Genomic DNA, 24,098 nt, shown 5'->3' on the forward strand with positions numbered 1-24,098 from the left:
TCACGGCATGCTCAAACCCCTGGTGCTGATCCTCATCTGTCTGGCGCTGCTCGGGCTGTCGCTGCGCCTGTTCTATAACGGCTGGCGCCAGGGTGGCACGGAACGGGTGCTGGATCGCTTGAATCAGGGACAACCACAGCTATTGGCCGAGAAACCGCGCTGGGCCGGACTGGAACGAGCCTTTTTGCGCGCCGGTCTTGGCCGCCCGGATCGCCTCGAATTGTGGTTGCTGCTGTGGGCCTTCGGCAGCGTAATCGGCCTGGCAATCGGTGGCTGGATCGGCTTTCTGTTGCTGCTGGTATTGCCATTGCTGGCGTTGCGTCTCTACGTCAGCTGGCGCTATCAGCGACGCCTGCGGCGAATGATCGAACAACTGCCGCAACTGCTCGATCACACGGTGCGCAGCCTGAAATCCGGACGCACTTTGGCCGACGCGGTACTGGGCGCCATTGACGCCAGCGAAGACCCGTTGAAAAACGCCATGGGCCGGGTGCAGCGCAACGTGCAATTGGGGGTAAGCCTGCCGGAGGCTGTGGGCGATGTGGCCGAGCTGTATGAAAAGGACGAACTGCGCCTGTTCGCCGTCGGCCTCAAGGTCAATCACCGCTACGGCGGCAACGCCAGCGAACTGCTGGAAAACCTGATCCGGATGATCCGCGAACGCGACCAGGCGTCCCGCCAGTTGCGCGCCATGACCGGCGAAACCCGCATCACCGCCTGGGTGCTCGGCCTGCTGCCGGTGGGGCTGGCCGGGTACTTTCTGCTGTCCAATCCCAAGTACCTGATCGCCATGTGGAACGACCATTCCGGCCAGATGATGCTCGCCAGCGCCTTCGGCCTACAGGTGATAGGCAGCCTGTTGCTCTGGCGGATGTTGCGCAGCCTATGACAATGCCCCTGATGATTAGCGCCCTGTTAATGCTGGGCGCCGCACTGTTACTGATCAGCGCCCTGCTTGAGCGCCGTCGTCGCGCCCGTCAGGTCACGCGGCGGCTGGAAGGTGCGCTGCTGCGCGACAATCGTTTCGACAACCTGCTGCAAGTGCTCGGCGGCAGTGCCCTCGGCCAGCGCGCGGTCAAACTCGACAACGAAACCCAGACCCTGCTCAACCGCCTCGGCTGGCGCAGCGCCCGCCAGCGCTCGCTGTTCGCCGCCTGCCAGATCGCCTCGCCGCTGCTCTTGCTGACTATTGCGGTATTGCTGCAAGGCGTGTTGTTTCCTCATATCGAAAGGCCATGGATCGCCCCGATGTTCGCCCTCGGCATCGGCTACCTGTTGCCCAAACGCCTGCTGGCGATGGCCGCCGCCCGCCGACAAAAACAACTGGCCATGGAAATCTCCACCTTCATCCCTTTGCTGCGCATCCTGTTCGAAGCCGGCATGGCCGTCGAGCAGGCGTTGCGCGTGCTCAGCCACGAAGGTCAGACGCTGCTGCCGGTGCTGACCCAGGAATTGCGCCTGGTGCTGGCCCGGGTCGATTCGGGCCTGGAACTGGGCGAAGAACTGAACAAGGCCACGCGCCTGCTGGCGGTGGACGAATTCACCGACACCTGCGTGATCCTTCAGCAACTGCTGCAACAGGGCGGCGGCGCGATGAAATCGCTGCTGGCGCTCAAGCAACTGCTCGATGACCGGCGCCTGACAAGGCTGCAGGAATACATCTCGAAAATGTCCGCCAAAATGTCCGTCGTGATGATGATGTTTCTCTTCCCGGCGCTGTTGATCGTCCTCGCCGGCCCGGGCTTCAGTGCCCTGGCACGGGCGCTGGGCTCATAAAGGAATCGCCATGAAAGCAATGATTGCCTGTTTGACCCTGTTGATGCTCGGCGGCTGCGCCAGCAATGGCCAGGCGTCCTGGAACGCCCTGACACAAAACGCCGGTTGCGGCCCATTGAGCCAGGAACAACAACTGTCGATGACCCTGGCCGACGACATGGCCAAAGACGGCAAACTGCATGCCAGCCTGGCCAACCTGCAAAGCCTGCCGGACAACCTCGCCGAGGTCCGCCTGCGCAAGGCCAAGGTCTATCGCCTGCTGGGGCGCAACGAAGCCGAGCCGTTGTATCGCGGCCTGCTCGGCAGTTGCCTGGCCGCCGAAGCCGAACACGGCCTCGGCCAACTCGCCGCCGCCCGCGCCGACTACGGCCAGGCCCAGGCCCACCTGCAACGCGCCGCGCGCCTGGCCCCCACTGATGAAAAAATCCGCAACGACCTGGGCGTGGTGTACCTCAACCAACTGCGCATCGAAGACGCTCGCTTCGAATTCCTCACCGCCATGGAACTCAAGCAAAGCGACTCGCTGGCCGCCCTGAACCTGGTCACGCTGCTGCTCTACCAGGACGACTGGACCCGGGCCGCTGAACTCGTCAGCCGCCTGAACCTCAGCCCCGAACAATTCAGCGAAGCCCAGGCCCGCGCCCAGAAACTCAAGACCCCAAGCCCCGTCACCGCAGCCACCACCGCGATGCTCAAATAAGGAGCCCCGCCATGAAAGCCACCGCGCTCTGCCTCACCCTCCTCGCCTTGCCTCTGACCACCCACGCCATCGACCCCGGCCCCTCCTCGGCGCAACAACAGGAAACCGAAGGCTGGCTGCTCCTGCAAAGCCGCAACAAAGCCGCCTCCGCCAGACCCCAGACCAGCACCCCCACCGAACGCGAACTGAGCATGCAACGCTGGTTGAAGAGCTACACACACGAGATTCCGGAATTTTTTGATCAGAAGCAGGGAGGAACTGTTGACAGTGGGTCGGGAGGTTAATCGGGGCGCAAGCACACACTTCTAAACGTGTTTGTTCCTACAGATGGCGTGATTCTGGAGGATGTTTCCGACACCTCGCGTCGGTTGTCCCTCGGAAACGGGGTGGATAGGCTTTGGGGGTCGCTGCAAATTCAGCGAACGGGCTTGGTCGTCCGGGTTTAGAATGGCGCACTTTTCAGCATGCTTAATGGCGAACTGTGCGTGGGAGGGCTCCGGCCCTGCCGGGTTTCCATTCCCTGGTCGACCAACCCGCGTACGGTTCGCCACCCGACTGCTTGGTCGCAGAGCGCGGCGAACTCCATATTCCGAATGGAGCTTCACCATGAAAAAACCAACGCCGAATCCACCCGAAACCGACAACACCTCGCCCTACGAATCTACCGATTCAAAGAAACTCCACGACGCCGCCGAGCGCGCCCTCGATCACTACCTGAACCCCCTCCCGAAAAAATGCCCCGGCCGTAAAACGAGCGAAATGTTCCAGATTTCACCGGACATGGACGATGAAAGCCTGCTGGCCCACGCCTGCGAATCCCTGGCCTCGGCCAGCGTCATGGCCAGTGACGTGGCAGCCTATGTCGACTCACCGCAACGGCACCGGATCCTGGGGATACAACAAGTCATCATGCTCGCCGAACTGGCGGTGAACCGCGTGCTGGATAACGTCGAAGTACAGCGTTACCCGACCCCCTGCTAAGCCGTTCCGACAAAACCGACCTGCCAGCGCCGGCTGCATTCGCTGGCAGATCGATTGGGACGCAGAGCGTCCCGGGCTGCATTCCCACGCGGAGCGTGGGAACGATCAAGCAAAAACAGTTCGCCTTTCGCCCTACACCCTCCACATCTCACCACTCACCACTCACCACGATGAGCGTTAGCTCGAGTACCGCTTTTGACTTGCCGGCCCCATCGGAAGGCTGAGTGGAGGGATTGATCCGGGGGGGTGGGAGCGAAGCGACCGTTTGGCGAAGCCAAACACATCGAGAGGAGGTGCAGCGAAGCAAACCGTAGGCGATGCCCCCGGATCAATCCCGGAATGAAGGAACACCGAGCCCAGGCGAGGTGCCGAACGCAGGGGCCAAGCCTTTTGGTTCCTTTTTGGCGTTTGAAAAAGGGACCCGCCGTAAGGGCGAAACCGCCAGCAGAGGCACCCGCAAAAACGGATATTCACCCAAACCAACCCAAAGCCTGGCCGGCCCAAAGGCCGCCAAGGTCAATGCGCCGTAACCCCCCGCCGAACAGATAAAGAACTCCCCGGTGCCAAAGCCAACGCAAGCTGCGTCCGATTATGCATATGCGTCAACCGCAAAACCTGCGACACATACAACTTCACCGTGTTCTCGGTAATCCCCAACTCACAGGCAATCTGATAATTGGTCTGCCCCTTGCCTACCAGCCGGGCCACATCGAGCTGTCGTGGCGACAACTGCTCGAAAATCGCCGGCATCTCCACACTGTCACCCTCAGGCAACGACTGGGCTGCCGGCCCAGGCCCGCGCCGCGCCTTGTCCAGATCCTGATACAAATCATCGATCGACGAAGAAAGATCCTGCAGCTTCTGATTCAGGTGCCCCAGTTGCAGCGTTTTATGCCGCTCCTGCAGCACTGCTTCCTGACGCCGCAGGCCGTCCAGCAACTCATTCAGATCCACCGGCTTCTGGTAGTAATCGGCAATCCCCGCGCGCAACGCCTTGATCACATCCTGCTTGTCGGCGCGACCGGTGAGCATGATCGCTTCGAACGCGCGACTCTTACCGGCCAAGCGCTGCAGCGCCTGCACCAGCTCGATGCCGTCCATGTCCGGCATGTGCAGGTCGCACAGCACCAGGCCGATCGCCAGATCGTCACTGAACCGCGCAATCGCCTCCTGACTGGACCCACAAGGAACGCAGCGATAACCGCTGCTCTCGAGAAACTCGCAAAGTTCTTCAACAATCAGCGCCTGATCATCGACCACAAGAACCTTTACCGCCGACGTAAGCTTGTTCACGTGCCACTCCATGCCCGGGCCAAAGCTGACCATTCCTGTACTGCCAGCCAGTGGCTGTACAAACCCTTATTTGAAAGTAGACGCACTTTCCGACTATGTACATCGCAGTAGTGGCGAATGGCGACTAATGGATCCAACAGAAAGTCAGGATTGTTCCAACCAGCACGAAAGGCGCAAATGGCAGCTTTTTTGACGGTTCTGGGCTCAAATATCGAAGGCGGCCCCTAACCTCTTGACTTGCAAGCAGCCAGACTTTTGGCACCAGAAGCATCCAGATCGCACTGCAAAGTGCGGCGCCGATAAACGCGCCGAGCAGGTGCTGACCGTCTGTCGCAAGGGCTAGGGCTGTCATTAGTTTCACATCGCCGCCGCCCATTCGCCCCAACAGATAACCCGGCAGCGTAAGCGCCAGCGCCAGCAACACTGCCCAGCCGCCCTGCGCCGCATCGGCACCGAGCCAGGTGCTGCCGGTGACCAGCAACCAGACCAGCGCCAGCGCGCCGACGCCGAGGGTCAGGACGTTGCCGATATGGCGTTCGCGGGCATCCTGCACAGCGCAGAGTGACAGCCAGATCAGTAGGGCAAAGCTGTGCATCCGGTAAAAATCGTCCGTTTTGGCTGAATGATTCTATGCTGATACTACGTAGTGACTGTCAGGGTAGACGCGCTCATGAAAACCGGCCTCCCCCGCAAGCAAAAAGGCGCTGCCGCCATCGAATTTGCCTTGGTCTTTGTCATTTTCTTTGCAGTGTTTTACGGGATCGTGAGCTACAGCCTGCCGATGTTGCTGATGCAGGCCTTCACCCAGTCGACGTCCGAAGCCGTGCGGCGTGGCGTGGCCCTGGATCCGTCGACCGCCAACTACGCCACCGCGATCCAGAACGTCGCTCGCGCTGAACTGGCCCGGCGCCTGACCTGGCTGCCACCGGCGCTGAACTTCAACGCAACCACCGACGCCACGGTTACCTACGCGGGAGGCCTGCTGACCGTCACCATCAACTACCCGACCAACAAGCTCAACCAGGCGTTACCGTTTCTGGTCTTGCCCGGTATCGGCGCGGTGCCCAATCTGCCTGCCAACCTGACCGCCAGCTCGAGCCTGCAATTTTGAGTTCCGGAGACAAGCTGTTCGACCGCCTGCTCAATCGTCAAACGCCCACACCATCCGTGGACAACCCCATGGTGCCCGGCGTCGGCTTGCAGCTGCATCTGGATGGCGAAGGTCAGGTCACCCACCTGACCGGGCCGCTGCGCCATCTGCTGGCGCAACAACTGTCCGCCACCCACACGCTGCATTTGCTCGATTACCTGCTGCCGCACAGCGCGCTTTCGATCGAAGGCGTGCCCGCGGACTGGCAGGGACAAATGCTCGATCTGGATTTTTTCAGCCTCGCCGGCCCGCCACTGCATTTGCGCGGCTGGGTGCAACCGCAGGGGGATGGCTGGGTTCTGCAACTGCTGGACATCGGCGACCTGTTGGGGGAAAGGCGTCAGGCGCGCAGCCGCGAGCAGTGCCAGTGGCTCGCCGCACACATCCGCGACCACTTGCGGCTCTGCGGCCTGGCGCGTCTGCCACAAGTGCTGGGCGAACAGTTGCAGTGCCTGAGCCAGCGTTTTCAGGTGCCTAGCCTGGCCGTGGCGCTGCTGGATGAAGAGACCGGGAGCTGGCAGATCCGTCACCATTACAGCGCGCCCGATGCTCCGCAGTTATGGGACACCGATCAGCGCCTGGGCACCGGCCTCGACAGCCTCAACGGCGCTGCACCGCAACGTGTGCTGCCCGCCGAGCATCCTCGCCTGAGCAGTGTGTTCGGCCCCGCCGAAGGGTTTGCGGTGCCCTATCGCGATGCTCATGGCGTGGCGGCGTGGCTGCTCTTCGGCTGCTTCAGCGTGCAGCCACACACCGCGGACTTGAACGATCACGACTGGCTGCAACTGGCCGCCGCCGTGGCCGCGCCGCTGCTGGAACGGCTGCGTGAACATCGTCACCACTTGCAGCTGGAACGTCTGGAAATCCTGCAAAGTCTGCTCGGAACCGGTTGGTGGGAGATGTTCAGCGACAGCGCCGAAGTGCTGCTGGCCGACGCACTGGCCACCTGCCTCGGATTGAGCGCCGGGCGCCTGCCGATCCAGGACTGGTTCGCCCGTGTACACCCGGCCGACCGCGAAGAACTGCGCAGCCGACTGCAAGCGTTGCAGGATGAAGGTCAGCCGCTGGAACTCTGCGTGCGCCTGCAATCCGACGATCAGGCGCAACCGCAGTGGTTCCGTTTGCAGGGCCAATCGCTGGGCATCGGTGCCGAGCGGCGTCTCGTGGGCTTCATGCTCGACATCAGCGACATCAAGAACCAGCAGCAACAGGCCGCCGCCGCCCATGCGCGACTGGACAACCTGATCGCCAGCGCGCCAGCTGTGATCTATGTGCAGCGTTATGTCGAAGGTGCGTTGCAGCCGACATTTTTCAGCGCCAGCCTGCAACCGCTGCTGGGCTGGGGCCTCGCCGATTGCGCCGATGGCGGGCTGGTGAATCATGTGCATCCCGAGGATCGTGCGGCGTACTTCGAACGTACCCGGCAGTTGCTGCGCGAGGGTTCGGTGAGCACCCGCTACCGGATGCTCGATACTCAAGGCAACGTCCACTGGCTGCTCGACGAAGCCAAACTGTTGCGCGACGACCTCGGTCTGCCGGTGGAAGCTGTCGGACTGTGGCTGGATGTCACCGACGCGACCCTCGCTGCCGAGCGGATCAAGACCAGCGAAGAACGCTACCGCATCCTCGTCGAAGATTCGCCGGCGATGATCTGCCGCTATCGCCCGGACCTGACCCTGACCTTCGGCAACCGGCCACTGGCGATGTACCTGGAATGTGCCCCGGAGCAACTGCCGGGGGTGAATCTGGGCAGCTGGATGTCCGACGAACAACGCGAGGCGTTCGTCCAGCGCCTGGCGCAACTGACCCCCGATGCGCCAGTGAGCAGCGCCGAAATCAACCTGCGCCTGCCGGGCCGCGAGCATGCGTGGTGGATCTGGTCGGATCGCGCAGTATTCGATGAACAGGGCCTTCTGCTTGAGGTGCAAGCGGTGGGCCGCGACAACACCGAGGTCCGGCGTTCGCAGCAACAACTGACCCAAAGTGCGAAAATGGCCACCCTCGGCGAGATGGCCACGGGGCTTGCACATGAGATCAATCAGCCGCTGAACGTGATGCGCATGGCCATCGTCAACGTGCTCAAACGCCTGGGCAACGGCGATGTACAGATCGATTACCTGACCGACAAACTCAACCGTATCGACGCACAGGTCCAGCGGGCGGCGCGGGTGGTCGATCACATGCGGGTGTTCGGCCGGCGCTCGGAAATCGAACAGCACCCGTTCAATCCGCTCGACGCCATCGAAGGCACCCTTTCGCTGCTGTCCGAAGGCCTGCGCGGCAAGGGGGTCGAGCTGCGGATCGGCGAAGCGAATTTTCAGGTGCAGGTGCGCGGGTACGTCGATCAACTGGAACAAGTGCTGATCAACCTGATGGTAAATGCCCGGGATGCTCTGCTGAGCAAGCGCGAATCCAATCGCGAGTTCCAGCCATGGATCGGTGTGCGTGCCGAACTTGACGAACAGATGGTGCGGCTGTGGGTCGAGGACAATGGCGGCGGCATCGACCCGCGTTTGCTGGAGCGGATTTTCGAGCCGTTCTTCACCACCAAACCGGTAGGCGTCGGCACCGGGCTGGGCTTGTCAGTGAGCTACGGCATCGTCGAGAACATGGGCGGGCGCCTGAGCGTGCGCAACGGCGACGACGGCGCACGATTCTGCATCGAATTGCCGATTGACTTGGGCGATCAGATCACCAGCGTCGCCCGCCCCGACTGACAACTCAGATTGGCGCCGACATCGACCTGGTTGAGGTTGATCCCCAGGGCCATCAACAGGGTATTGATCAGGGTGTCGAGCAGCGGGCTGAGCACGGTGTTGATGGTGGTGACCAGCAAGGTCTTCACTGAACTCAGAATTGCCCCCAGCCCGCTGACCAGACTGCCCGTCGGGCCGTACATGTTGAGATTGATGTTGGTCAGGGTGTCGCTCAGGCTGCTGACCATGTTGCTGGTAGCATAGCTGTAATAGAACGGCGGCTGGTTGATCTCCGGCAGGCTGGCGGCCGGCGGCGCGGAATAAACGTGGGGGATATTGGCGTTCTGGCCAATGGTGGTATCGGCCGAGATGTCGAGCCCGCCACCGACAGACGGGATGCGTGGATCGCAACTGACCGGCAACACCAGGAAGCGTCGGCAGGTCTTCACGCCGATATCGATCACCTTCAACGGCTGCACCACCACGGTCGGCGGCGTGATGTTATTGCCGAACACCGATGCCGGATCCATGTGGCCGATTTTCAGGTTAGCGACCGAAGTGGTGGTGTTGGTGGTCAGGGTCTTGTTGGTCGGCGTCAGGCAGCTGAACGCGGTGACGTAGCTATTGGCCGCCGCCACATCCAGCGCAACATCGAGACGAATCGGCCCGGGCAGCACTTCGATCGACGGTGTCTGGCAGGCCGCACCGAGTGCGCACGTCAGCGAATCGATCACGCCCACCAGGTTCAGGTTGAGCAAGGCATTCAACGTATTGGTCAACGGGCCGGCGAGATCGGCCACGCCGTTGACCAGCGACAGGATCGTATCCAGCAACGGCAGATTGACCGACAACAGCGTTCGCACCTGCGCGGTCTTCACATAAATCCGGTTCGGTCCCAGGGGGTTGGCGGCCGCCAACCGAGGGTTGCCGATGGCCGACAACTGCGACGGCTCCAGCACCTGCACCCGGGCGGTGACTTGTGCCACACCGAGGTTGATCGTCTGGCTGGCCACCAGGCCGTTCTGCTTGTTGGCCAGTTGCACGAAGCCCTGAATCAGATCGAATGCCCGCAAGTCCACCGCCAGCGCCGTGGCCTGAGTACCGGCCTGAACGTTCAGCAGATTGCCCAGTACTACTTGTGTCGCGCCGGCCGCCGCCTTGATTGCCTGCAACCCGAGGATAGTCGCCGTGGCACTCAGGGTGCCGTTGGGGTCAAGGACGTTGATCGCGGTCTGGACGAGCTGACTGACCGCGATGGTGTTGCCGAGTACCTGCTCGTAACCACCGGCACTGAGGCCTATATCGACTTTCAACCGGTCCAGATAGCCGAGCAGGTTGATGTTGGTGTTGACCAGACCATTCCAGCTCGCGGCGCTGAGCGTGAGGTTGCCACCCAGCAATCCGCCGAACAGCGCATTGAGCACGGCCGACCGGCCTGTATCGACACTCAATGTGGTGCTGCGGATGGTCAGTGAAGCCAATGGTGGCGGCAATGCTGCAACCGCCGTGGCGCTGAGGTTGATGGTTGCATTGCGCCCCGCGCCGCCGAACATCCCGCCGATGGCACCGGCAAAACTCTGAGGCACGGTGTGACTGACGACAACGCGGATTGCATCCGTGCTGGCGGCGTTGGCGGCAAACACCCGCAGATTGCTGGCGTCCAGGTTCAGGGTGCCGCAGGCGACCGCCAAGGCGCGACCTGCACTGGGAATCGGGAAATTGTTACGCACGACGCTGGCCTGCGCATAGGCGTTGGCCGTGGCCCCGGTGCTGCAATTGCCGCCACGGGTCGCGGCTTCCAGGGCAGCGACATCGGCTATCTGTTGCAGGTGACGACGCTCAAGGTACAAGCGGCCGCTGTCGACCACCACCAGAATGAACACCAGCGCCATGCCCAGAGTCAGCGCCGCCATCAGGCCTATGGCCCCCCGCTGCCGGGCAGGATCGATGAACGGCGGATGATGCGACATGGCGCACTCCTTTGCCGGCGCACGGCCGGGCGCAACCTCCATTGGTGGGTTTGAGTGTAGACGCGCTGCATCGACACTGCTGGCAACGCGCCAGTTTCACTTGCCCATAAAAAACGGGAGCCATGGGCTCCCGTCGTTTTTCAGCAAATTCAGCGCGGTGGATAGTTGGACAGGATCCGCGTCACGGTTTCGCGGATGGCGTTACTGCGATCTGCCGGGTTCGGCGTGCTGCTGAGCATTTGCTCGTCGCTGCCGCGCCACACCAGTTTGCCGTCCTTGCCGTCGAGCAGATCGATCTGGATGGTCGCCACCTTGTAGGTGATGTTGCGGGTTTCGTTGTACATCGGGGCGCCCCAATACCCGTTCCATGGGCCACCCCAACCGCCACCGTAGTTGGTGGTCACCTGTTGCTGACGGTCCTCGACGATCAGGTAGGTCTGTACATTCAGATCACCTCGGGCGCCCGAAGCGGCAGGGCGAAGGCCACGCTGATCCAGTTGATCGGCGACGGCCTGCCGGATGCGTTGTTCGGTCAGGTCGCTCTTGATCCGTGGATCGTCGGGGCGGTATTGCAGGGCGGGGTCTTTCCAGCTCCAGCTGCGATAAGCGGCAAAGTCGCGGCTGGCGTCGAAGTCATGATTGACCTGGTTGGCGGCACAGGCACTGAGCAGTGCGGCCACGGCCAGTAAAGCGAGACGGCGGAACATGGTTTTTCTCCGGTGGAAGACATGAACCTGAGCTTCTCATTGGCGGGAAGCTAACCGGGAGGATACGCCGACATGGCCTTTTCGACAGCCTCCCGAATCGCGTCGGTGCGATCACCTTGCTTGCCCTGAGTACCGGTTTCGGCGCTGGCGCTCCAGACCGGCTGACCACTGCCGGCGTCGAACAGATCGACTCGCACCACCACGACCTGCTCCTGATAGGTCCGCACGATCGGCACCGTGTTGTACATCCCGTAACCCCGGCCGTAACGGTCATAACCGCCATAGCCGCCGTAGTAACCGTAATCGTCCTGCACCTGACGCAGGCGGGTTTCCAGGCTCAGGCGGGCACTGACCAGCAGGTCGGCCGGGCGATTGTCATGCAGCGGACGCAAACCACGCTGGTCCAGTGCACTGCTCACGGCTTCGGCCACTTGCGCCGAATCCGCCCAGGCCGTGCCCGGCGGCAGCTGACCGTTGAGCCACGCCCAACTGCGATAGCGCCCGTAATCCCGAGGCGGCGCGGGATAAGCGCTGCGGTCGAAGGTGGTCGCCGCTTGCGGTGGCGCCGGTGGCAACGGCCGCGACTGCGCCACGTAAGGGTTGCTGCCCTGGCAGGCGGCCAGCCCCAGACAGATCAGCAATAACCCTGAATGACCTTTCATATCTCGCTCCGATCAGATCGGCCGGCAGATCCAGTGCAAGTAGCGCCCAAGCCCGGCGAAGCTTGGGTGACGACGGTGGGCGAGCTCCATCTCGAGCAAATCAATCAATTCGGCGCGGGCCTGGAATTCCACCGGCATGTAATCGTGAAAAACCCGCACCCCGCTCTGGGTTTCGACCTGCCACAACCCGGCGAGTTGCGTCGCCAGTTCCCGTGGATCGAGTGGCTGTTGCGGGGTCAGGCTCTGCTTTTCACCGGCCATGTCGTTCTTGCGCATTTTCTTGAAATGGCCTTTGAGCAGGTTCCGGTAAATCAGCGCATCGCGGTTGTAGAACGCCAGCGACAGCCAGCCGCCGGGCTTGGTCAACTGATGCAACACCGGCAGGATTGCGTGGGGTTCGGCCAGCCATTCCAGCACCGCATGGCACAGCACCAGATCGTAGGGTTCGGTGAGCTGGCCGAGCAGTTCCTGCCAGGGCGCCTGAATGAACGTCGCGGTTTGCCCGGCGTCGGCAAAGCGCTGGCGTGCGCCTTCAAGCATCGGTTCGGCTGGCTCGGTGAAGGTCACCTGGTGCCCGCGCTCGGCCAGCCATAGCGACATGTGGCCCAGGCCGCCGCCAATGTCCAGCACCCGCAACGGACGATCCGGCAGGGCTTCGGCGAGGTCGGCCTGCAGCACCGCGAGGCGGATCGCGCCTTTGGCGCCACCGTAGATTTTTTCGGCGAAGCGGGTCGCCAGCTGATCGAAATGACGGTCGCTCATCAGCTGAACCGCCGTTCGCTGTCGGCGAGTTTGCTGCGCACCACTTCATTCATGTCCAGCCCCAATTCGCTGCACAGCAGCAACAGATACAGAACGATGTCGCCGACTTCCTGCCCGGCGTGGGCGAGTTTGTCCGCCGGCAGTTGGCGGGACTGGTCTTCGGTCAGCCACTGGAAGATTTCCACCAGTTCGGACATTTCCACGCTGGCGGCCATGGCCAGGTTTTTCGGGCTGTGAAATTGCCGCCAGTCATTGCGGTCGCGAATGGCGTGCAGGCGTTCGGTCAGTTCAACAAGGTTCATCGGGCTCTCCTGAAGGCTTATAGCTTCGGGGGGATGCGTATCGAAGGCAAGCGCCAGTCGCCCGTTAAAACCCTCTATGCTTGCAGGGAACTCGACCGCCTCCGCTGCGGCCCAAGGCTCAGCTCTTTCATCAGGAAACAGACATGCAGGTAGAAAGCTTTTTCGAATGGCTGGGCCAGGCGCTCGGCTCGATCATCCGCTTCATCGTCGATGGCCTCAGCGGCCTGTTCAATCTGCTGGGCAACGCCGGCGGCAACTTCGTCGACGGGCTGTCGAGGGCGTTGGGCATGGACACATCGATCATCAGCATCATCGCGCTGATCGTTGGCCTGATGCTGTTGTGGTCGGCGATCCGCGCGTTCATGAATGCCTCGATCATTGCCGGGATCATCTGGTTGCTGCTGGGATTATGGCTGTTGAGCTGGATCATTCACTGACACCTGCCGCTACAATGCCGCTCCCCAAGGAGCCCGCATGTCCAACCTGATCACCGACTGGCGCGACCGCCCGACCCATCACCGGGTCTGGGCCCTCGCCGCCCCCATGATCCTCTCCAACATTTCCGTGCCGCTGGTGGCGCTGGTCGACAGCACCGTCATCGGGCATCTGCCTCATGCCCATCAATTGGGCGCAGTGGCCGTCGGCGCCAGCCTGTACACCTTTCTGGCCTGGGCCATGGGTTTTCTGCGCATGGGCACCACCGGTTTCGCCGCGCAGGCCGCCGGGCGCAGCGACGGCGCGGCCTTGCGGCAGATTCTGCTTCAGGGCCTGTTGCTGGCGATGGGGTTGGCGCTGTTGCTCGGAACCCTGGGCGTACCGCTGAGCGGAGTCGCGCTGCACTTCATGCAACCGTCGGCGGAACTGGATCAACTGACCCGCGACTTCTTCCACACCCGGCTGTTCGGGTTGCCGGCGGCGCTGGCCAGTTATGCGCTGGTCGGCTGGTTCCTCGGCACGCAGAACGCCCGGGCACCGCTGGCGATTCTGCTGAGCACCAACCTGATCAACATCGTGCTCAACCTGTGGTTCGTGATGGGTCTGGACTGGGGCGTGGTCGGTTCGGCCCGAGCCTCGGTGATCGCCGAATGGAGCGGCGCCCTGCTCGGCCTGTGGATGACTCGCAAGGCACTGCGCGCCTATCCCGGACACATCGCCTGGGTCGCCCTGAAAATCTGGCAGAGCTGGCGCCCGCTGCTGGCGGTCAATCGCGACATTTTCATCCGCAGCCTGGCGCTACAATCGGTGTTTTTCCTGATCACCGTACAGGGCGCGCGACTGGGCGATGCCACGGTCGCGGCCAACGCGCTGCTGCTCAACGGCCTGCTGCTGACCGCCCACGCGCTGGACGGTCTGGCTCACGCCGTCGAAGCCCTGTGCGGCCACGCCATCGGCGCCCGCGATCGTCTGGCCCTGCGCCGGTCGCTGGTGGTTGCAGGTGGCTGGTCGTTGCTGGCGAGCCTGGGCTTCGCGGCACTGTTTCTGTTGGCCGGCCACTTGTTCATCGAAATGCAGACCGACATCCAGAGCGTGCGCGAGACCGCGTTCATCTACCTGCCCTACCTCGCCGTCCTGCCGTTGATCGCGGTCTGGAGCTACTTGCTCGACGGCCTGTTCATCGGTGCCACCCGCGCCCGGGAAATGCGCAACGGCATGCTGGCGACCGTGATCCTGTTGCTGCCTGTCGCCTGGGCGCTGCAAGGTCTGGGCAATCACGGCCTGTGGATTTCATTCCTGTTGTTCATGGTGCTGCGCAGCCTGACGCTCGGGGGCCTGGCGTGGTGGCTGCGGCGCACCGATGGCTGGTTCAACGGTGCCGCTCACTGAAGCGGCGCCTCACGACGGGTCGTCAAGCCAGCGCCGACGCAACAGCTCGAGCCGTTCCCGTGGGGTCAATCCATGTGGCAGCGGTGTCAGCTCGGCATGCGGATGCTGCAAACGCAGCCACAACCAGTCGTCCAGCAACGCCTGCTCGCTGAACCCCAGTTCCAGGCCTTGCTCCTGAAAGGATGAGATCAGCCGATAGTCGTTCCCCATCGCCTGACTCCAGCGCCAGACCTGCTGATCCAGCAGACAACGGTGCAGACGCTCGCGCTGTCGGCGGGTCAGGCTTTGTTCGATCCGCAGCGGCTCCACGGCCAGTCCCGGATTGCGCAGTTGCTGCCAGCCCTGGCTGCCGCCGGCCAGATCGGCCCAGGTCCCGCCGAACCAGCGCAGCCATCCGATCGGTCCGAGCCAGCAGCTCAATTGTCGGGCGTCGCAGGCATCGAAAAAGTAGCTGGCGGTCTGCCGATTGTAGAAATTGAGCAATGCCCGATGGTTCAGGCCGACAGACACGGTCAGCATCCGCTGCAAGTGTTCGCGCAATGACGGCTCCGAGGCCTCGCTGCCCAGCAGCAGACCTTGCCAGGTCAACGGATCGGTGTGGCAGAGCGCCGACAGCGCCGGGCTGTCGCGCAAATCGATCAACCACGGGCCCTGTTCACTGACAGGCTGAAACTCCGTACCGTCAAACAGCTTCAGGCTGTGCACACCGGCAAATCCATGGCGTAACGTCTGCACGGCCTGCGGCGCCTGTGCGATGTCCAGCAATAACCACTGAGCGTGCCGTCCGGGAGTCGCGAGGCTCATCTTCCGTTGCTCGATTTGAGCCCGGCGACCAATCGACAGCTGCACAGTGACGCCGCGCAATGGTGATAACTGCCGCCTCCGGGTATCAGGCACAACAGCAATAATGGCTCGGCCGCTTTCAACCATTGAGGCAAGCCCACGCTCGCCATACGCGAGGGCAGCGTTAACGGTGCATCATCCTCGATGACTTCGGTCAGTGCCGGGACCTGCAGGACGCCGCTGATCACGGGCTGCTCAGGGTCACCTTCCAGAAAACTCACCACCACCTCTACCCCGTCCTTCAATGACGCCATCTGCATTTCGGCCAACGCCGGCGCCACCGGCAGCCAGCAGTGGCTGGGGCGGGCCCCTTCCCCCTGATAGAGCCAGTCGAACTGAACGGCCACCGGCCGCACGGGATCCGGTTGCGCCTCCTCGACCGACACCACCCATGCACGTTGCGGGCTACACATGCGCGCCCCCCGGTCTGCAATAGATGACCGGGGCAGCGATAACTGGTCAGTGGCGAAAATCCGGTTGCTGTAGGGCGGCTCGAGGGACTGATCGGCCCGATGTTCGATTCGGCTCACCAGCCAGTGCGTATTCGAGTCTTCCAGGGGCTGGCCGGAAATCGTCAGCCAGTGCCCACTGCGCAGGGTCGGCGAAGCGGAATGCCCCTGCGCCGAGCGTGCCCGCCGCGAGCCTTCTGTGTGCAGGCGCGCGTGCTCGCTCACTTGCCAGCGGCTCAATGTCGGAATCGGCTCCCCTTCCTCGCCCTCGAATTGCAGGCTCCCGGCGCGGGGCAGCCGGGCCGGATCGTCGCCGAACACCAGGCAATGTCCCCGGCTCCCGTGTTCGAAGTGGTAGTGAATGCGTGCCTGGCCGCACAACCGCTGCAACAGTTGCAGATCCGACTCGCCGTACTGGGTGCAGAATGTCAGGGGCGGATACGCGCCTTGCAGATCGAATCGGCGTCGGGCGCCACTGATTCCGTGCTCCCTGAGCACCTGATCAAGAATCTGCGGTATCGAGAGATCAGTGAAGATGCGCTGGCTGTTACGCAGGCCCAGGCAGCTAAGCCGCGGCCCGAGCCGCGCCTGAAACAACCGCGCACCGCGCCGCTGTTCATGCTGGACAAGGCTGTGCAACTGGCCGTGAATACCATTGCCGCAAGGTCCGAAGCACAAGCGCGCGGAACGATACATCAGGCCTGCAAGGTCAAGGTGAGGGTCATCGACCAGCACATCGATTTCGAATGAAAAAGGCTCGCTGATGGCTTCGCAACCCGTGAATGCGAGGACTTCAAGTGAGTCGGACAGGCCCGCTACATCGAGACGAAACGACGGCTCGTCGGCTGGATCGAACATGGGGGGATTCTCTACAGGGGGGCGGGCGGGGATTCTCGCCGAGACCCATGGCCGAGTAGAGGGCCGAACTACAAATTCGGAAATGACCTACGCGAAAAGCAGACGACGTCACTTTGCCAGCCTGGAAGCAAGCCGTTTCGCAAAGAGAAAAAGAAGCGTCTCACCCGGTTGTCTGAAACGTCCGCACTGAGCGGAAAAATTTCAGACAACCAGATGAAAGCGGAACCTGACCTCAGGAAGACAGGTAAGAAGAGCGGGTCAGACCCAGGCGCAATGCATCGAGGAACTGAGTGCGCTCGTTGGCGCTGATGCGGGCACTGGCGCACTTGTCGCGGTAGTGGGTCATCAGCTCTTCCGGCGACAGGTGCACGTAGCGCAGCATGTCTTCGATGGTGTCGTGGGTTTCAATGCCGGCGTGGTACACGCTGCCGTCGACGTTCTGGTAGATGTTCACCGAGTCGGTGTCACCGAACAGGTTGTGCATGTCGCCGAGGATCTCCTGATAGGCGCCGACCAGGAACACGCCCAACAGATAGTCTTCACCTTCGTTCAGCGCGTGCACCGGCAGGCTGGTCTCGATGCTCTGCTCGTCGACGTACTGGTTGATCTTGCCGTCGGAGTCGCAGGTCAGGTCTTGCAGAACGGCACGACGCAGCGGCTCTTCGTCGAGACGGTGCAGCGGGATGATCGGCAGGACCTGATCGATCGCCCAGGTATCCGGCAGGCTCTGGAACACCGAGAAGTTGCAGATGTACTTGTCGGCCAGCTTGTCGTTGAGTTCGTCCAGCACCTGGCGGTGCGAACGCTGACGCGCCTTCAGCGAGTTGTGCAGACGCCGGCACACGGCGAAGTAGCACTGCTCGGCCAAGGCCTTTTCAGCCAGGGTCAGCTTGCCGTCAGCGTATTGGGCAGCCACGTCGCTCATGTAGTGGGTGGCGCGCCAGTAGGTTTCGGTGACCATTTCGATGTCGGTCGGGCCGAGAAGGTCCACCAGCCACTGCACGGTTTCCGGCAGCGCCTCCTTGTTCTCGATCTGCGGCACGTCGTCGTTGTGTTTCTCGACGTCGGTCACCTGCACCACCAGCATGGCGTGGTGCGCGGTCAGCGAACGACCGCTTTCGGAGAAGATGTGCGGATGCGGCAGGCTCTGCGCATCGCAGAATTCCTTGAGCATGCCGACCACGACACCGGCGTAGTCATCCATGTCGTAGTTGATCGAGCTGGCGTTACGCGAATGTGTACCGTCGTAGTCGACACCCAGGCCACCGCCGACGTCGATGTGATCGACCGGCAGACCGAGGTTGCGCAGCTCGCCGTAGTAACGGATCGCTTCCTTAAAGCCGTGCTGGTAGTCGGCCAGGTTGGCAATCTGCGAACCCATGTGGAAGTGCAGCAGACGGATGCCCTGATCCAGCCCGGCCGCGCGGAAACGCTCGACCACCGACAGCAGTTGCGCCGCCGACAGGCCGAACTTGGATTTCTCGCCACCGGTGTCCGCCCACTTCGACGACGCCAGCGACGACAGACGCACGCGCAGGCCGACCTGCGGCTTGACCTTGAGCGAGGCGGCTTCTTCGATCACCAGACCGACTTCGGATTCTTTCTCGATCACGATGAACACGTTGTGGCCGAGCTTCTGACCCATCAGCGCCAGACGGATGAACTCGCGGTCCTTGTAACCGTTGCAGACGATGGTGCCGCCCTTCGGCGCCAGTGCCAGCACCGCCAGCAGCTCAGGCTTGGAGCCGGCTTCCAGACCGATGGAGACGTTCTGGGTGGCGATGATGTTTTCGATCACCGCTTCCTGCTGGTTGACCTTGATCGGGTACAGCGCGGTGTATTTGCTCTGGTATTCCAGACGCTCGATGTTCGCATCGAACGCACCGGTCAGCTGACGGACGCGGTCTTGCAGGATGTCGGGGAAACGCACCAGCAGCGGCAGGGACAAGCCACTCTTGCGCAACTGGTCGACTTGTTCGAACAGATCGATAGGCGAGCTGTTCGGGCCGTTCGGACGAACTTCGACGCGACCGGCGTCATTGATCGCGAAATACCCGGCCCCCCAATGGCGAATCCCGTAAACACTGCGGCTGTCCGCAACTGTCCATTGGCTGCCATCGTCTTTGCGTGTGCGTCGTACGGACATCGAAGTCCCCTATAAAGAAGTCATAGTGCGTCGCCTGATCTCAGGCCGGCGCAGTCTAAAGAATGAAAATGACGGTTCGTCAGCGGGGCGGTAGACCGCGCTGACAGCGTTGAGTTTAGAAACCGGTCATGAACAGGCTCTGTGAAAACCATGGAAACGACGTCAGGCCCAGGCGCTCTGGAGCTGAATCAAGCCGCCGGTGGGTTTCACAGAGGCTGCTAGCCGCCGGACTTCTTCGCCTTGAAACCGTGCTTGACCAACTCGGCCAGAAGCAGCTCGACATGGTCGCCCTGAATCTCGATGACCCCGTCTTTCAACGCACCGCCGGTGCCGCAACGTTTCTTCAACGTTGTCGCCAACTCTTTGAGTGCGTCTTCGGCCAGAGGCACGCCGGTGATGGTGGTCACCGTCTTGCCGCCACGGCCCTTGCTCTCGCGGCGCACGCGGGCAATGCCGTCGCCGGCCGGGATCACGGTTTGCTTGCAGATACAGGCGTCCACCGGCTTGCTGCATTCCGGGCAATGACGACCTGCGTCGGTGGAAAATACCAGGCCGCCCAGGGCGGCGAAGGATGCGGCTTTTTTGGCCACCGGCAATCCTCTCGGGAGGACAAAGACTGATCGCAGCCTTGGGCAAGGCTATCGACCGCGAAGCCCCACTCAGGCAGGGGCAGCGCTACTGTGCCATGAGCTCCTGAAAGCGGGTCGGCACAGCTTGAAAAGGTCGCGCAGTGTAACGGCAAAAACGCCGATTGCTAAGTGCCAATCGGCGCCAATTTATGTGTTCTTTGCGACGTCGCTCTGTTGCGCCTTCAGATAGCGTTTCAATGCGGCCAGAGAGTCCGGGCAATAAGGCTTTTGCTGGATTTCCAGCATGACCTGTTCGACCGGAATGAAGCGCGCTTCGAGCACTTCTTCGGGCTGCAGGATCAACGGCCCGTCCCACACCGCCGAAAATGCCGAACACCACAGACGATTACCGGTGTCTTCGAAGTAGAAATGGTCGTGGGCCGTCAGCTCGACGCCACTCACGCCCAATTCTTCTTCCAGCTCACGGGCCGCCGACTCGGCGTAGGTCTCGTCCGCCTGCACCATGCCGCCTGCCGCCACATCCCAGTAACCGGGATAGATGGCTTTGCTCAACGTGCGCCGATGCACACAGAGTTCACCGGCGGAGTTGAACAACATGATGTAGGTGCCACGACCGATCAGCCCGCGCTCGCGCAGGTCGGAACGCACCAGGGCGCCGAGCAGGTTGTCCTGCTCGTCGACCCAGGCGATCTGTTCGGCATCCGAGGCGGCGCGGTGGGCCGCCTCTCTGGCGTGCTCATCCATGACTCAGCCCTGATTGAGCAGTTGACGCAAATCGATCACGGCGGCGTTGGCCCGGGAAATATAGTTGGCCATGACCAGCGAGTGGTTGGCCAGCACACCGAAACCGCTGCCGTTGAGGATCATCGGGCTCCAGACCGGCTCCTGAGACGCCTCCAGCTCGCGAATGATCTGACGCACGCTGACAGTCGCATTCTTCTTCGCCAGCACGTCGGCGAAATCGACCTCGATCGCGCGCAGCAAGTGCGACAGTGCCCAGGCCTGACCACGGGCTTCGTAGAACACGTTGTCGATCTGCATCCACGGAGTCTCGACGACTTCCTCGTCGACCTGCGGCACTTCCCCCACCGCCGGAACTTCGGTTTTCAGCGCGGTGTTGAGCTTGACCCGGCCAACACTGGCCGACAGGCGTTGCGACAGCGAACCGAGACGGGTGCCGACATCGCCCAGCCAGTTGTTCAGGTTGTCGGCGCGGGCATAGAACAGCGCGTTTTTCTGGGTCGGGTCGGACAGGCGCGCCTGATAACGGCTCAGGGAATTGATGCCTTCCTGATATTCCGACTCGCTGGACGGCAGGATCCAGCTCTTGTTGTCGAAGTTGAAGCGCGGCTCGGCCTTGGCCAGATCGGCGTCTTCAGCCGATTGCGATTGCGAGCGGGCGAAGTCCTTGCGCAGGGCGCGGGTCAGGTCGCGGACCTGCACCAGCACGCCGTATTCCCAGCTCGGCATGTTGTCCATCCACAGGCCCGGCGGGAAACGGTCGTTGGAAATATAGCCACCCGGCTTGTCGAGCAAAGTGCCGGCAACGGTTTTCAGGGTTTCTACGGTGGTGTAACCGACCACCATCTGCTTGCCTTCCTTCTCGGCGGCAACCTGGGCGTTCTGCGCCACGGGAAACAGCGCCGGTTCCTGGCTCCAGTACCAGCCCAGGCCAATGGTCACCAACAGATAAATGGCAACCAGCGTAGCCAGCGCCCGGCTGAACAACAGCCCGCCGACATAGCTGCGGGCGGCCGACTTGGGCTCGGCGGCACGTTCAGGCGCGCTGCCCGCGCGGTTCTTCCAGTCCAGCATGGCGATATCCTTTCAATCTTGGGTTCAACGGTTCGACCACAACCATACAACAACGTGCCTCGCCCCGGCACCCGCGATCAGGGTCGCGGAAAAAAACAGGCGGGGTTCGTCAGTGAACGAAAGGATAGTCGCAGGCACAAATGCGCGGCGTTCCGGTGACACAGGGTCATGTTCAGACAAATGTCTCGTAGGGGTTTCCCTGACCCTTCCAGCGCAAAACCCTTGTGAAGCTGACCTTGGAAAAATCAGAAAGCCCTGACAAACGATGACCATCCAGCGCAGGGGAAGCGTCCTCAAGAGCTCTGGAAAACATCCTTTAAGGCCCGGATTACGGGCCCTTGATCGACGAGCAAGTCTCGGACAAAACCAACCAGTCAGAAACTGAATGATGCCGCGCCGCAGATTATTGACGTACGACACTCATGTAAGGGAAAAGAGGTGCTAGCATAGAGCCACCAGTCGATCTCAGCATGCAGCCTAACTAGTAGTCAGGATATGACCGAGCCAGAAGACCCCAGCCGTGAGCGCCTCAAGCACCACTTTGCCCAGCGGGTAATTCATCAGGCACGTCAGATTCTTGAGATATGGCAGCGCCTGCAACGCAGTGAGTGGTCCACTGCCGATCTCGCCGAACTGAGCGAGGCCAATCTGCGCCTGCTGCGTTTTGCCGAGCGTTTCGAACAGCCCGAACACACGCAACTGGCCCGCCACATCAGCCAGTCGCTGGAAGCGGTGAACGCCAATCGCGGACGCCTGAGCAGCGGCCTGATCACCGATCTCAACCGCTTGATGCAGCGCTTGTCGCGCACCGGTCTGCGCCATGGCGATCAGCTTGACCAGACTTTCCTGCCGCCCCTGCGCAAACCGATCTACGTGATGCTGCAGGATCATGACCGCGCCGAACGTCTGGCCAAACAGCTGGAGTTTTTCGGTCTGATCGCTCAGGCGCTGGACAGTGTGGCGGCGTTTCGCTCGTCGATGGTCGAGCGCCTGCCCGCCGCGATTGTTATGGACGTGGATTTCAGCGGCGCCGGCGTCGGCCTGAAACTCGCCGCCGAAGCTCAGCAAGGTCTGGAAGAACCGCTGCCGCTGCTGTTTTTCAGCCTGCACGAAACCGACACCCCGACCCGCCTCGCAGCGGTTCGCGCCGGCGGCCAGGAATTTCTCACCGGCACCCTCGAAGCCTCAAGCCTGCTGGAGAAGATCGAAGTCCTGACCTGCGTCGCCCAGTACGAACCCTATAAAGTGCTGATCATCGACGACTCCCGCGCCCAGGCCTTGCACACCGAACGCCTGCTCAACAGTGCCGGGATCGTCACTCGCACCCTGATCGAACCGATCCAGGCGATGGCCGAGCTGGCGGATTTCCAGCCGGACCTGATCATCCTCGATATGTACATGCCGGCCTGCACCGGTACCGAGCTGGCGAAAGTCATCCGCCACAACGACCGCTATGTCAGCGTGCCGATCATTTATCTGTCGGCCGAGGACGATCTGGACAAACAGCTCGACGCCATGAGCGAGGGCGGCGACGACTTCCTGACCAAGCCGATCAAGCCGCGCCACTTGATCACCACCGTGCGCAACCGCGCCGCCCGCGCGCGCAACCTGAAAGCACGGATGGTCCGCGACAGCCTCACCGGCCTGTACAACCACACGCACATTCTGCAATTGCTCGAAGACTGCTCGTTCCGCGCCCGCCGCGAGAACAAGCCGCTGAGCTTTGCGATGCTCGACATCGACCACTTCAAACGGGTCAACGACAGCCACGGCCATCCCATGGGCGACCGGGTGATCAAGAGCCTGGCGCTGTTCCTCAAGCAGCGGCTGCGCAAGACCGATTTCATCGGCCGTTACGGCGGCGAAGAATTCGCCATCGTCATGCCCGACACCGATATAGAAGCGGCGCACAAAGTGCTCGACGAAATCCGTCAGCGCTTTGCCGAAATTCACTATCCGGCCCAGCCGCAGGATCTGTGGTGCACCTTCAGCGCTGGCGTGGTGGAAATGCACGACGACTCCGACAGCCTGATGATGGCCAGCCAGGCCGACGAGGCGCTGTACCGCGCCAAGGGCGAAGGACGCAATCGGGTGCAGATCGCGCGCGACTCAAAGCAAAGTGCCACTTTTTCATCGGAATCGACCCAATCGGTCATAACCCTGTAATAGAACCGCAATAAATTCAGGCGCTTACCGTTCTGCCGTTGGTAGCCGTCATGCGCCTGAAGTTGCTCACCAATCTCAATACTCTGTTGCTGGTCGCCGTCTGCGTGGCCCTCGGCGCCACGCTGTGGTGGTCGCAGAAAGCCCTGGAGCGCCCATATCTGTTGATGGAGCGTTATCTGGGACTGTCGCAGCAATTTCAGAATGACGTGGCACGCAACGTCGAGGACTACCTTGCCAGCGGCGACGCCCTTCGCCTGAGCAGCGCCAGCCAGGCCATCGAACAGTTGCAGAAAGAACTTGGCGAGCTGCCGCCGGCGCTGGCCGACACCTTGCGCCCGAGCCTCACCGGCCTCGATGAATTCAGCAAGACCGACCTGCTGGCCGCCGGCAAACTGGCCGGCGATCCGC

The 24,098-nt window shown here is 62.0% G+C and carries 23 protein-coding genes; 10 read left to right on the plus strand and 13 right to left on the minus strand.

The window, feature by feature from the left end; translation table 11 throughout:
* The first annotated feature begins 7 nt into the window (after positions 1 to 7).
* From AC1MDC_RS18740 to AC1MDC_RS18760, 5 genes are all read left to right on the plus strand, one after another.
* On the plus strand, positions 8 to 889 hold the full coding sequence (locus AC1MDC_RS18740; protein ID WP_227234347.1) for a type II secretion system F family protein: 882 nt from the start codon (positions 8 to 10) through the stop codon (positions 887 to 889).
* Entirely contained in the window at positions 886 to 1,776 is an 891-nt protein-coding gene (locus tag AC1MDC_RS18745; RefSeq protein ID WP_480393477.1) for a type II secretion system F family protein, read from the plus strand. The genes AC1MDC_RS18740 and AC1MDC_RS18745 overlap by 4 nt, the downstream gene beginning before the upstream one ends.
* Positions 1,777 to 1,786: 10 nt before the next feature.
* On the plus strand, positions 1,787 to 2,476 hold the full coding sequence (locus AC1MDC_RS18750) for a tetratricopeptide repeat protein (protein ID WP_227234344.1): 690 nt from the start codon (positions 1,787 to 1,789) through the stop codon (positions 2,474 to 2,476).
* Positions 2,477 to 2,487: 11 nt separating this feature from the next.
* On the plus strand, positions 2,488 to 2,760 hold the full coding sequence (locus tag AC1MDC_RS18755; protein ID WP_480393478.1) for a DUF3613 domain-containing protein: 273 nt from the start codon (positions 2,488 to 2,490) through the stop codon (positions 2,758 to 2,760).
* A gap of 322 nt (positions 2,761 to 3,082) precedes the next feature.
* Entirely contained in the window at positions 3,083 to 3,457 is a 375-nt protein-coding gene (locus tag AC1MDC_RS18760; RefSeq protein ID WP_085703467.1) for a DUF6124 family protein, read from the plus strand.
* A gap of 516 nt (positions 3,458 to 3,973) precedes the next feature.
* On the opposite strand, the gene AC1MDC_RS18765 is transcribed toward AC1MDC_RS18760, so the two are convergent.
* Together AC1MDC_RS18765 and AC1MDC_RS18770 are read right to left on the minus strand one after the other, a co-directional pair.
* A complete protein-coding gene (locus AC1MDC_RS18765) occupies positions 3,974 to 4,750 on the minus strand; it encodes a response regulator transcription factor (RefSeq protein ID WP_085703497.1) in 777 nt (258 codons plus the stop codon).
* Between the two features lie 124 nt (positions 4,751 to 4,874).
* On the minus strand, positions 4,875 to 5,345 hold the full coding sequence (locus AC1MDC_RS18770) for an A24 family peptidase (protein ID WP_085703466.1): 471 nt from the start codon (positions 5,343 to 5,345) through the stop codon (positions 4,875 to 4,877).
* Between the two features lie 75 nt (positions 5,346 to 5,420).
* Here AC1MDC_RS18770 and AC1MDC_RS18775 point away from each other — a divergent pair, with 75 nt between their 5' ends.
* Both AC1MDC_RS18775 and AC1MDC_RS18780 read left to right on the plus strand, forming a co-directional pair.
* Positions 5,421 to 5,861: a TadE/TadG family type IV pilus assembly protein gene (locus tag AC1MDC_RS18775; protein WP_085703465.1), complete on the plus strand. Its 441-nt coding sequence runs from the start codon at positions 5,421 to 5,423 to the stop codon at positions 5,859 to 5,861.
* A complete protein-coding gene (locus AC1MDC_RS18780) occupies positions 5,858 to 8,617 on the plus strand; it encodes a PAS domain-containing sensor histidine kinase (RefSeq protein ID WP_480393479.1) in 2,760 nt (919 codons plus the stop codon). Before AC1MDC_RS18775 ends, AC1MDC_RS18780 begins: the two co-directional genes overlap by 4 nt.
* Here AC1MDC_RS18780 and AC1MDC_RS18785 read toward each other — a convergent pair.
* The 5 genes from AC1MDC_RS18785 to AC1MDC_RS18805 form a co-directional block, all read right to left on the minus strand.
* A complete protein-coding gene (locus AC1MDC_RS18785) occupies positions 8,587 to 10,566 on the minus strand; it encodes a TadG family pilus assembly protein (RefSeq protein WP_480393480.1) in 1,980 nt (659 codons plus the stop codon). The genes AC1MDC_RS18780 and AC1MDC_RS18785 overlap by 31 nt on opposite strands.
* A 149-nt stretch (positions 10,567 to 10,715) precedes the next feature.
* On the minus strand, positions 10,716 to 11,273 hold the full coding sequence (locus tag AC1MDC_RS18790; RefSeq protein ID WP_085700969.1) for a DUF4136 domain-containing protein: 558 nt from the start codon (positions 11,271 to 11,273) through the stop codon (positions 10,716 to 10,718).
* A gap of 50 nt (positions 11,274 to 11,323) precedes the next feature.
* The gene (locus AC1MDC_RS18795) at positions 11,324 to 11,935 is read right to left on the minus strand and encodes a DUF4136 domain-containing protein (RefSeq protein ID WP_085700970.1); all 612 of its coding nucleotides are present in this window, start codon (positions 11,933 to 11,935) and stop codon (positions 11,324 to 11,326) included.
* A 12-nt stretch (positions 11,936 to 11,947) separates the two neighbouring features.
* Positions 11,948 to 12,697 carry a methyltransferase gene (locus AC1MDC_RS18800; RefSeq protein ID WP_085700971.1) on the minus strand — a complete coding sequence of 250 codons (750 nt, stop codon included), beginning with the start codon at positions 12,695 to 12,697 and terminating at the stop codon, positions 11,948 to 11,950.
* Entirely contained in the window at positions 12,697 to 12,999 is a 303-nt protein-coding gene (locus tag AC1MDC_RS18805) for a MazG-like family protein (RefSeq protein ID WP_007951009.1), read from the minus strand. The genes AC1MDC_RS18800 and AC1MDC_RS18805 overlap by 1 nt, the downstream gene beginning before the upstream one ends.
* Positions 13,000 to 13,142: 143 nt before the next feature.
* Between AC1MDC_RS18805 and AC1MDC_RS18810 the strand changes: the two genes are divergently transcribed.
* Together AC1MDC_RS18810 and AC1MDC_RS18815 are read left to right on the plus strand one after the other, a co-directional pair.
* The gene (locus tag AC1MDC_RS18810) at positions 13,143 to 13,436 is read left to right on the plus strand and encodes a hypothetical protein (RefSeq protein WP_064379237.1); all 294 of its coding nucleotides are present in this window, start codon (positions 13,143 to 13,145) and stop codon (positions 13,434 to 13,436) included.
* 37 nt (positions 13,437 to 13,473) lie between these two features.
* On the plus strand, positions 13,474 to 14,823 hold the full coding sequence (locus AC1MDC_RS18815) for an MATE family efflux transporter (protein WP_480393481.1): 1,350 nt from the start codon (positions 13,474 to 13,476) through the stop codon (positions 14,821 to 14,823).
* Between the two features lie 9 nt (positions 14,824 to 14,832).
* Here the strand turns inward: AC1MDC_RS18815 and AC1MDC_RS18820 are convergent, their stop codons facing one another.
* The 6 genes from AC1MDC_RS18820 to AC1MDC_RS18845 all read right to left on the minus strand — a co-directional run bounded on the left by AC1MDC_RS18820 (position 14,833) and on the right by AC1MDC_RS18845 (position 21,524).
* Positions 14,833 to 15,627: a DUF4123 domain-containing protein gene (locus tag AC1MDC_RS18820; protein ID WP_085700973.1), complete on the minus strand. Its 795-nt coding sequence runs from the start codon at positions 15,625 to 15,627 to the stop codon at positions 14,833 to 14,835.
* Positions 15,624 to 16,973 carry a type VI secretion system Vgr family protein gene (locus tag AC1MDC_RS18825; protein WP_480393482.1) on the minus strand — a complete coding sequence of 450 codons (1,350 nt, stop codon included), beginning with the start codon at positions 16,971 to 16,973 and terminating at the stop codon, positions 15,624 to 15,626. The genes AC1MDC_RS18820 and AC1MDC_RS18825 overlap by 4 nt, the downstream gene beginning before the upstream one ends.
* A gap of 232 nt (positions 16,974 to 17,205) precedes the next feature.
* Positions 17,206 to 19,119: an arginine decarboxylase gene (gene speA / locus AC1MDC_RS18830; protein ID WP_480393483.1), complete on the minus strand. Its 1,914-nt coding sequence runs from the start codon at positions 19,117 to 19,119 to the stop codon at positions 17,206 to 17,208.
* 218 nt (positions 19,120 to 19,337) lie between these two features.
* Positions 19,338 to 19,709: a translation initiation factor Sui1 gene (locus tag AC1MDC_RS18835; RefSeq protein ID WP_064379228.1), complete on the minus strand. Its 372-nt coding sequence runs from the start codon at positions 19,707 to 19,709 to the stop codon at positions 19,338 to 19,340.
* Positions 19,710 to 19,895: 186 nt separating this feature from the next.
* Positions 19,896 to 20,453: an NUDIX hydrolase gene (locus tag AC1MDC_RS18840; RefSeq protein ID WP_085700976.1), complete on the minus strand. Its 558-nt coding sequence runs from the start codon at positions 20,451 to 20,453 to the stop codon at positions 19,896 to 19,898.
* Positions 20,454 to 20,456: 3 nt separating this feature from the next.
* Positions 20,457 to 21,524 carry a DUF2333 family protein gene (locus AC1MDC_RS18845; protein ID WP_085684934.1) on the minus strand — a complete coding sequence of 356 codons (1,068 nt, stop codon included), beginning with the start codon at positions 21,522 to 21,524 and terminating at the stop codon, positions 20,457 to 20,459.
* 495 nt (positions 21,525 to 22,019) lie between these two features.
* On the opposite strand from AC1MDC_RS18845, the gene gcbA reads away from it, so the two are divergent.
* A complete protein-coding gene (gcbA, locus tag AC1MDC_RS18850; RefSeq protein ID WP_480393484.1) occupies positions 22,020 to 23,690 on the plus strand; it encodes a diguanylate cyclase GcbA in 1,671 nt (556 codons plus the stop codon).
* The last annotated feature ends 408 nt before the right edge of the window (positions 23,691 to 24,098 follow it).

The sequence above is a fragment of the Pseudomonas sp. 1 genome, from assembly GCF_056626735.1.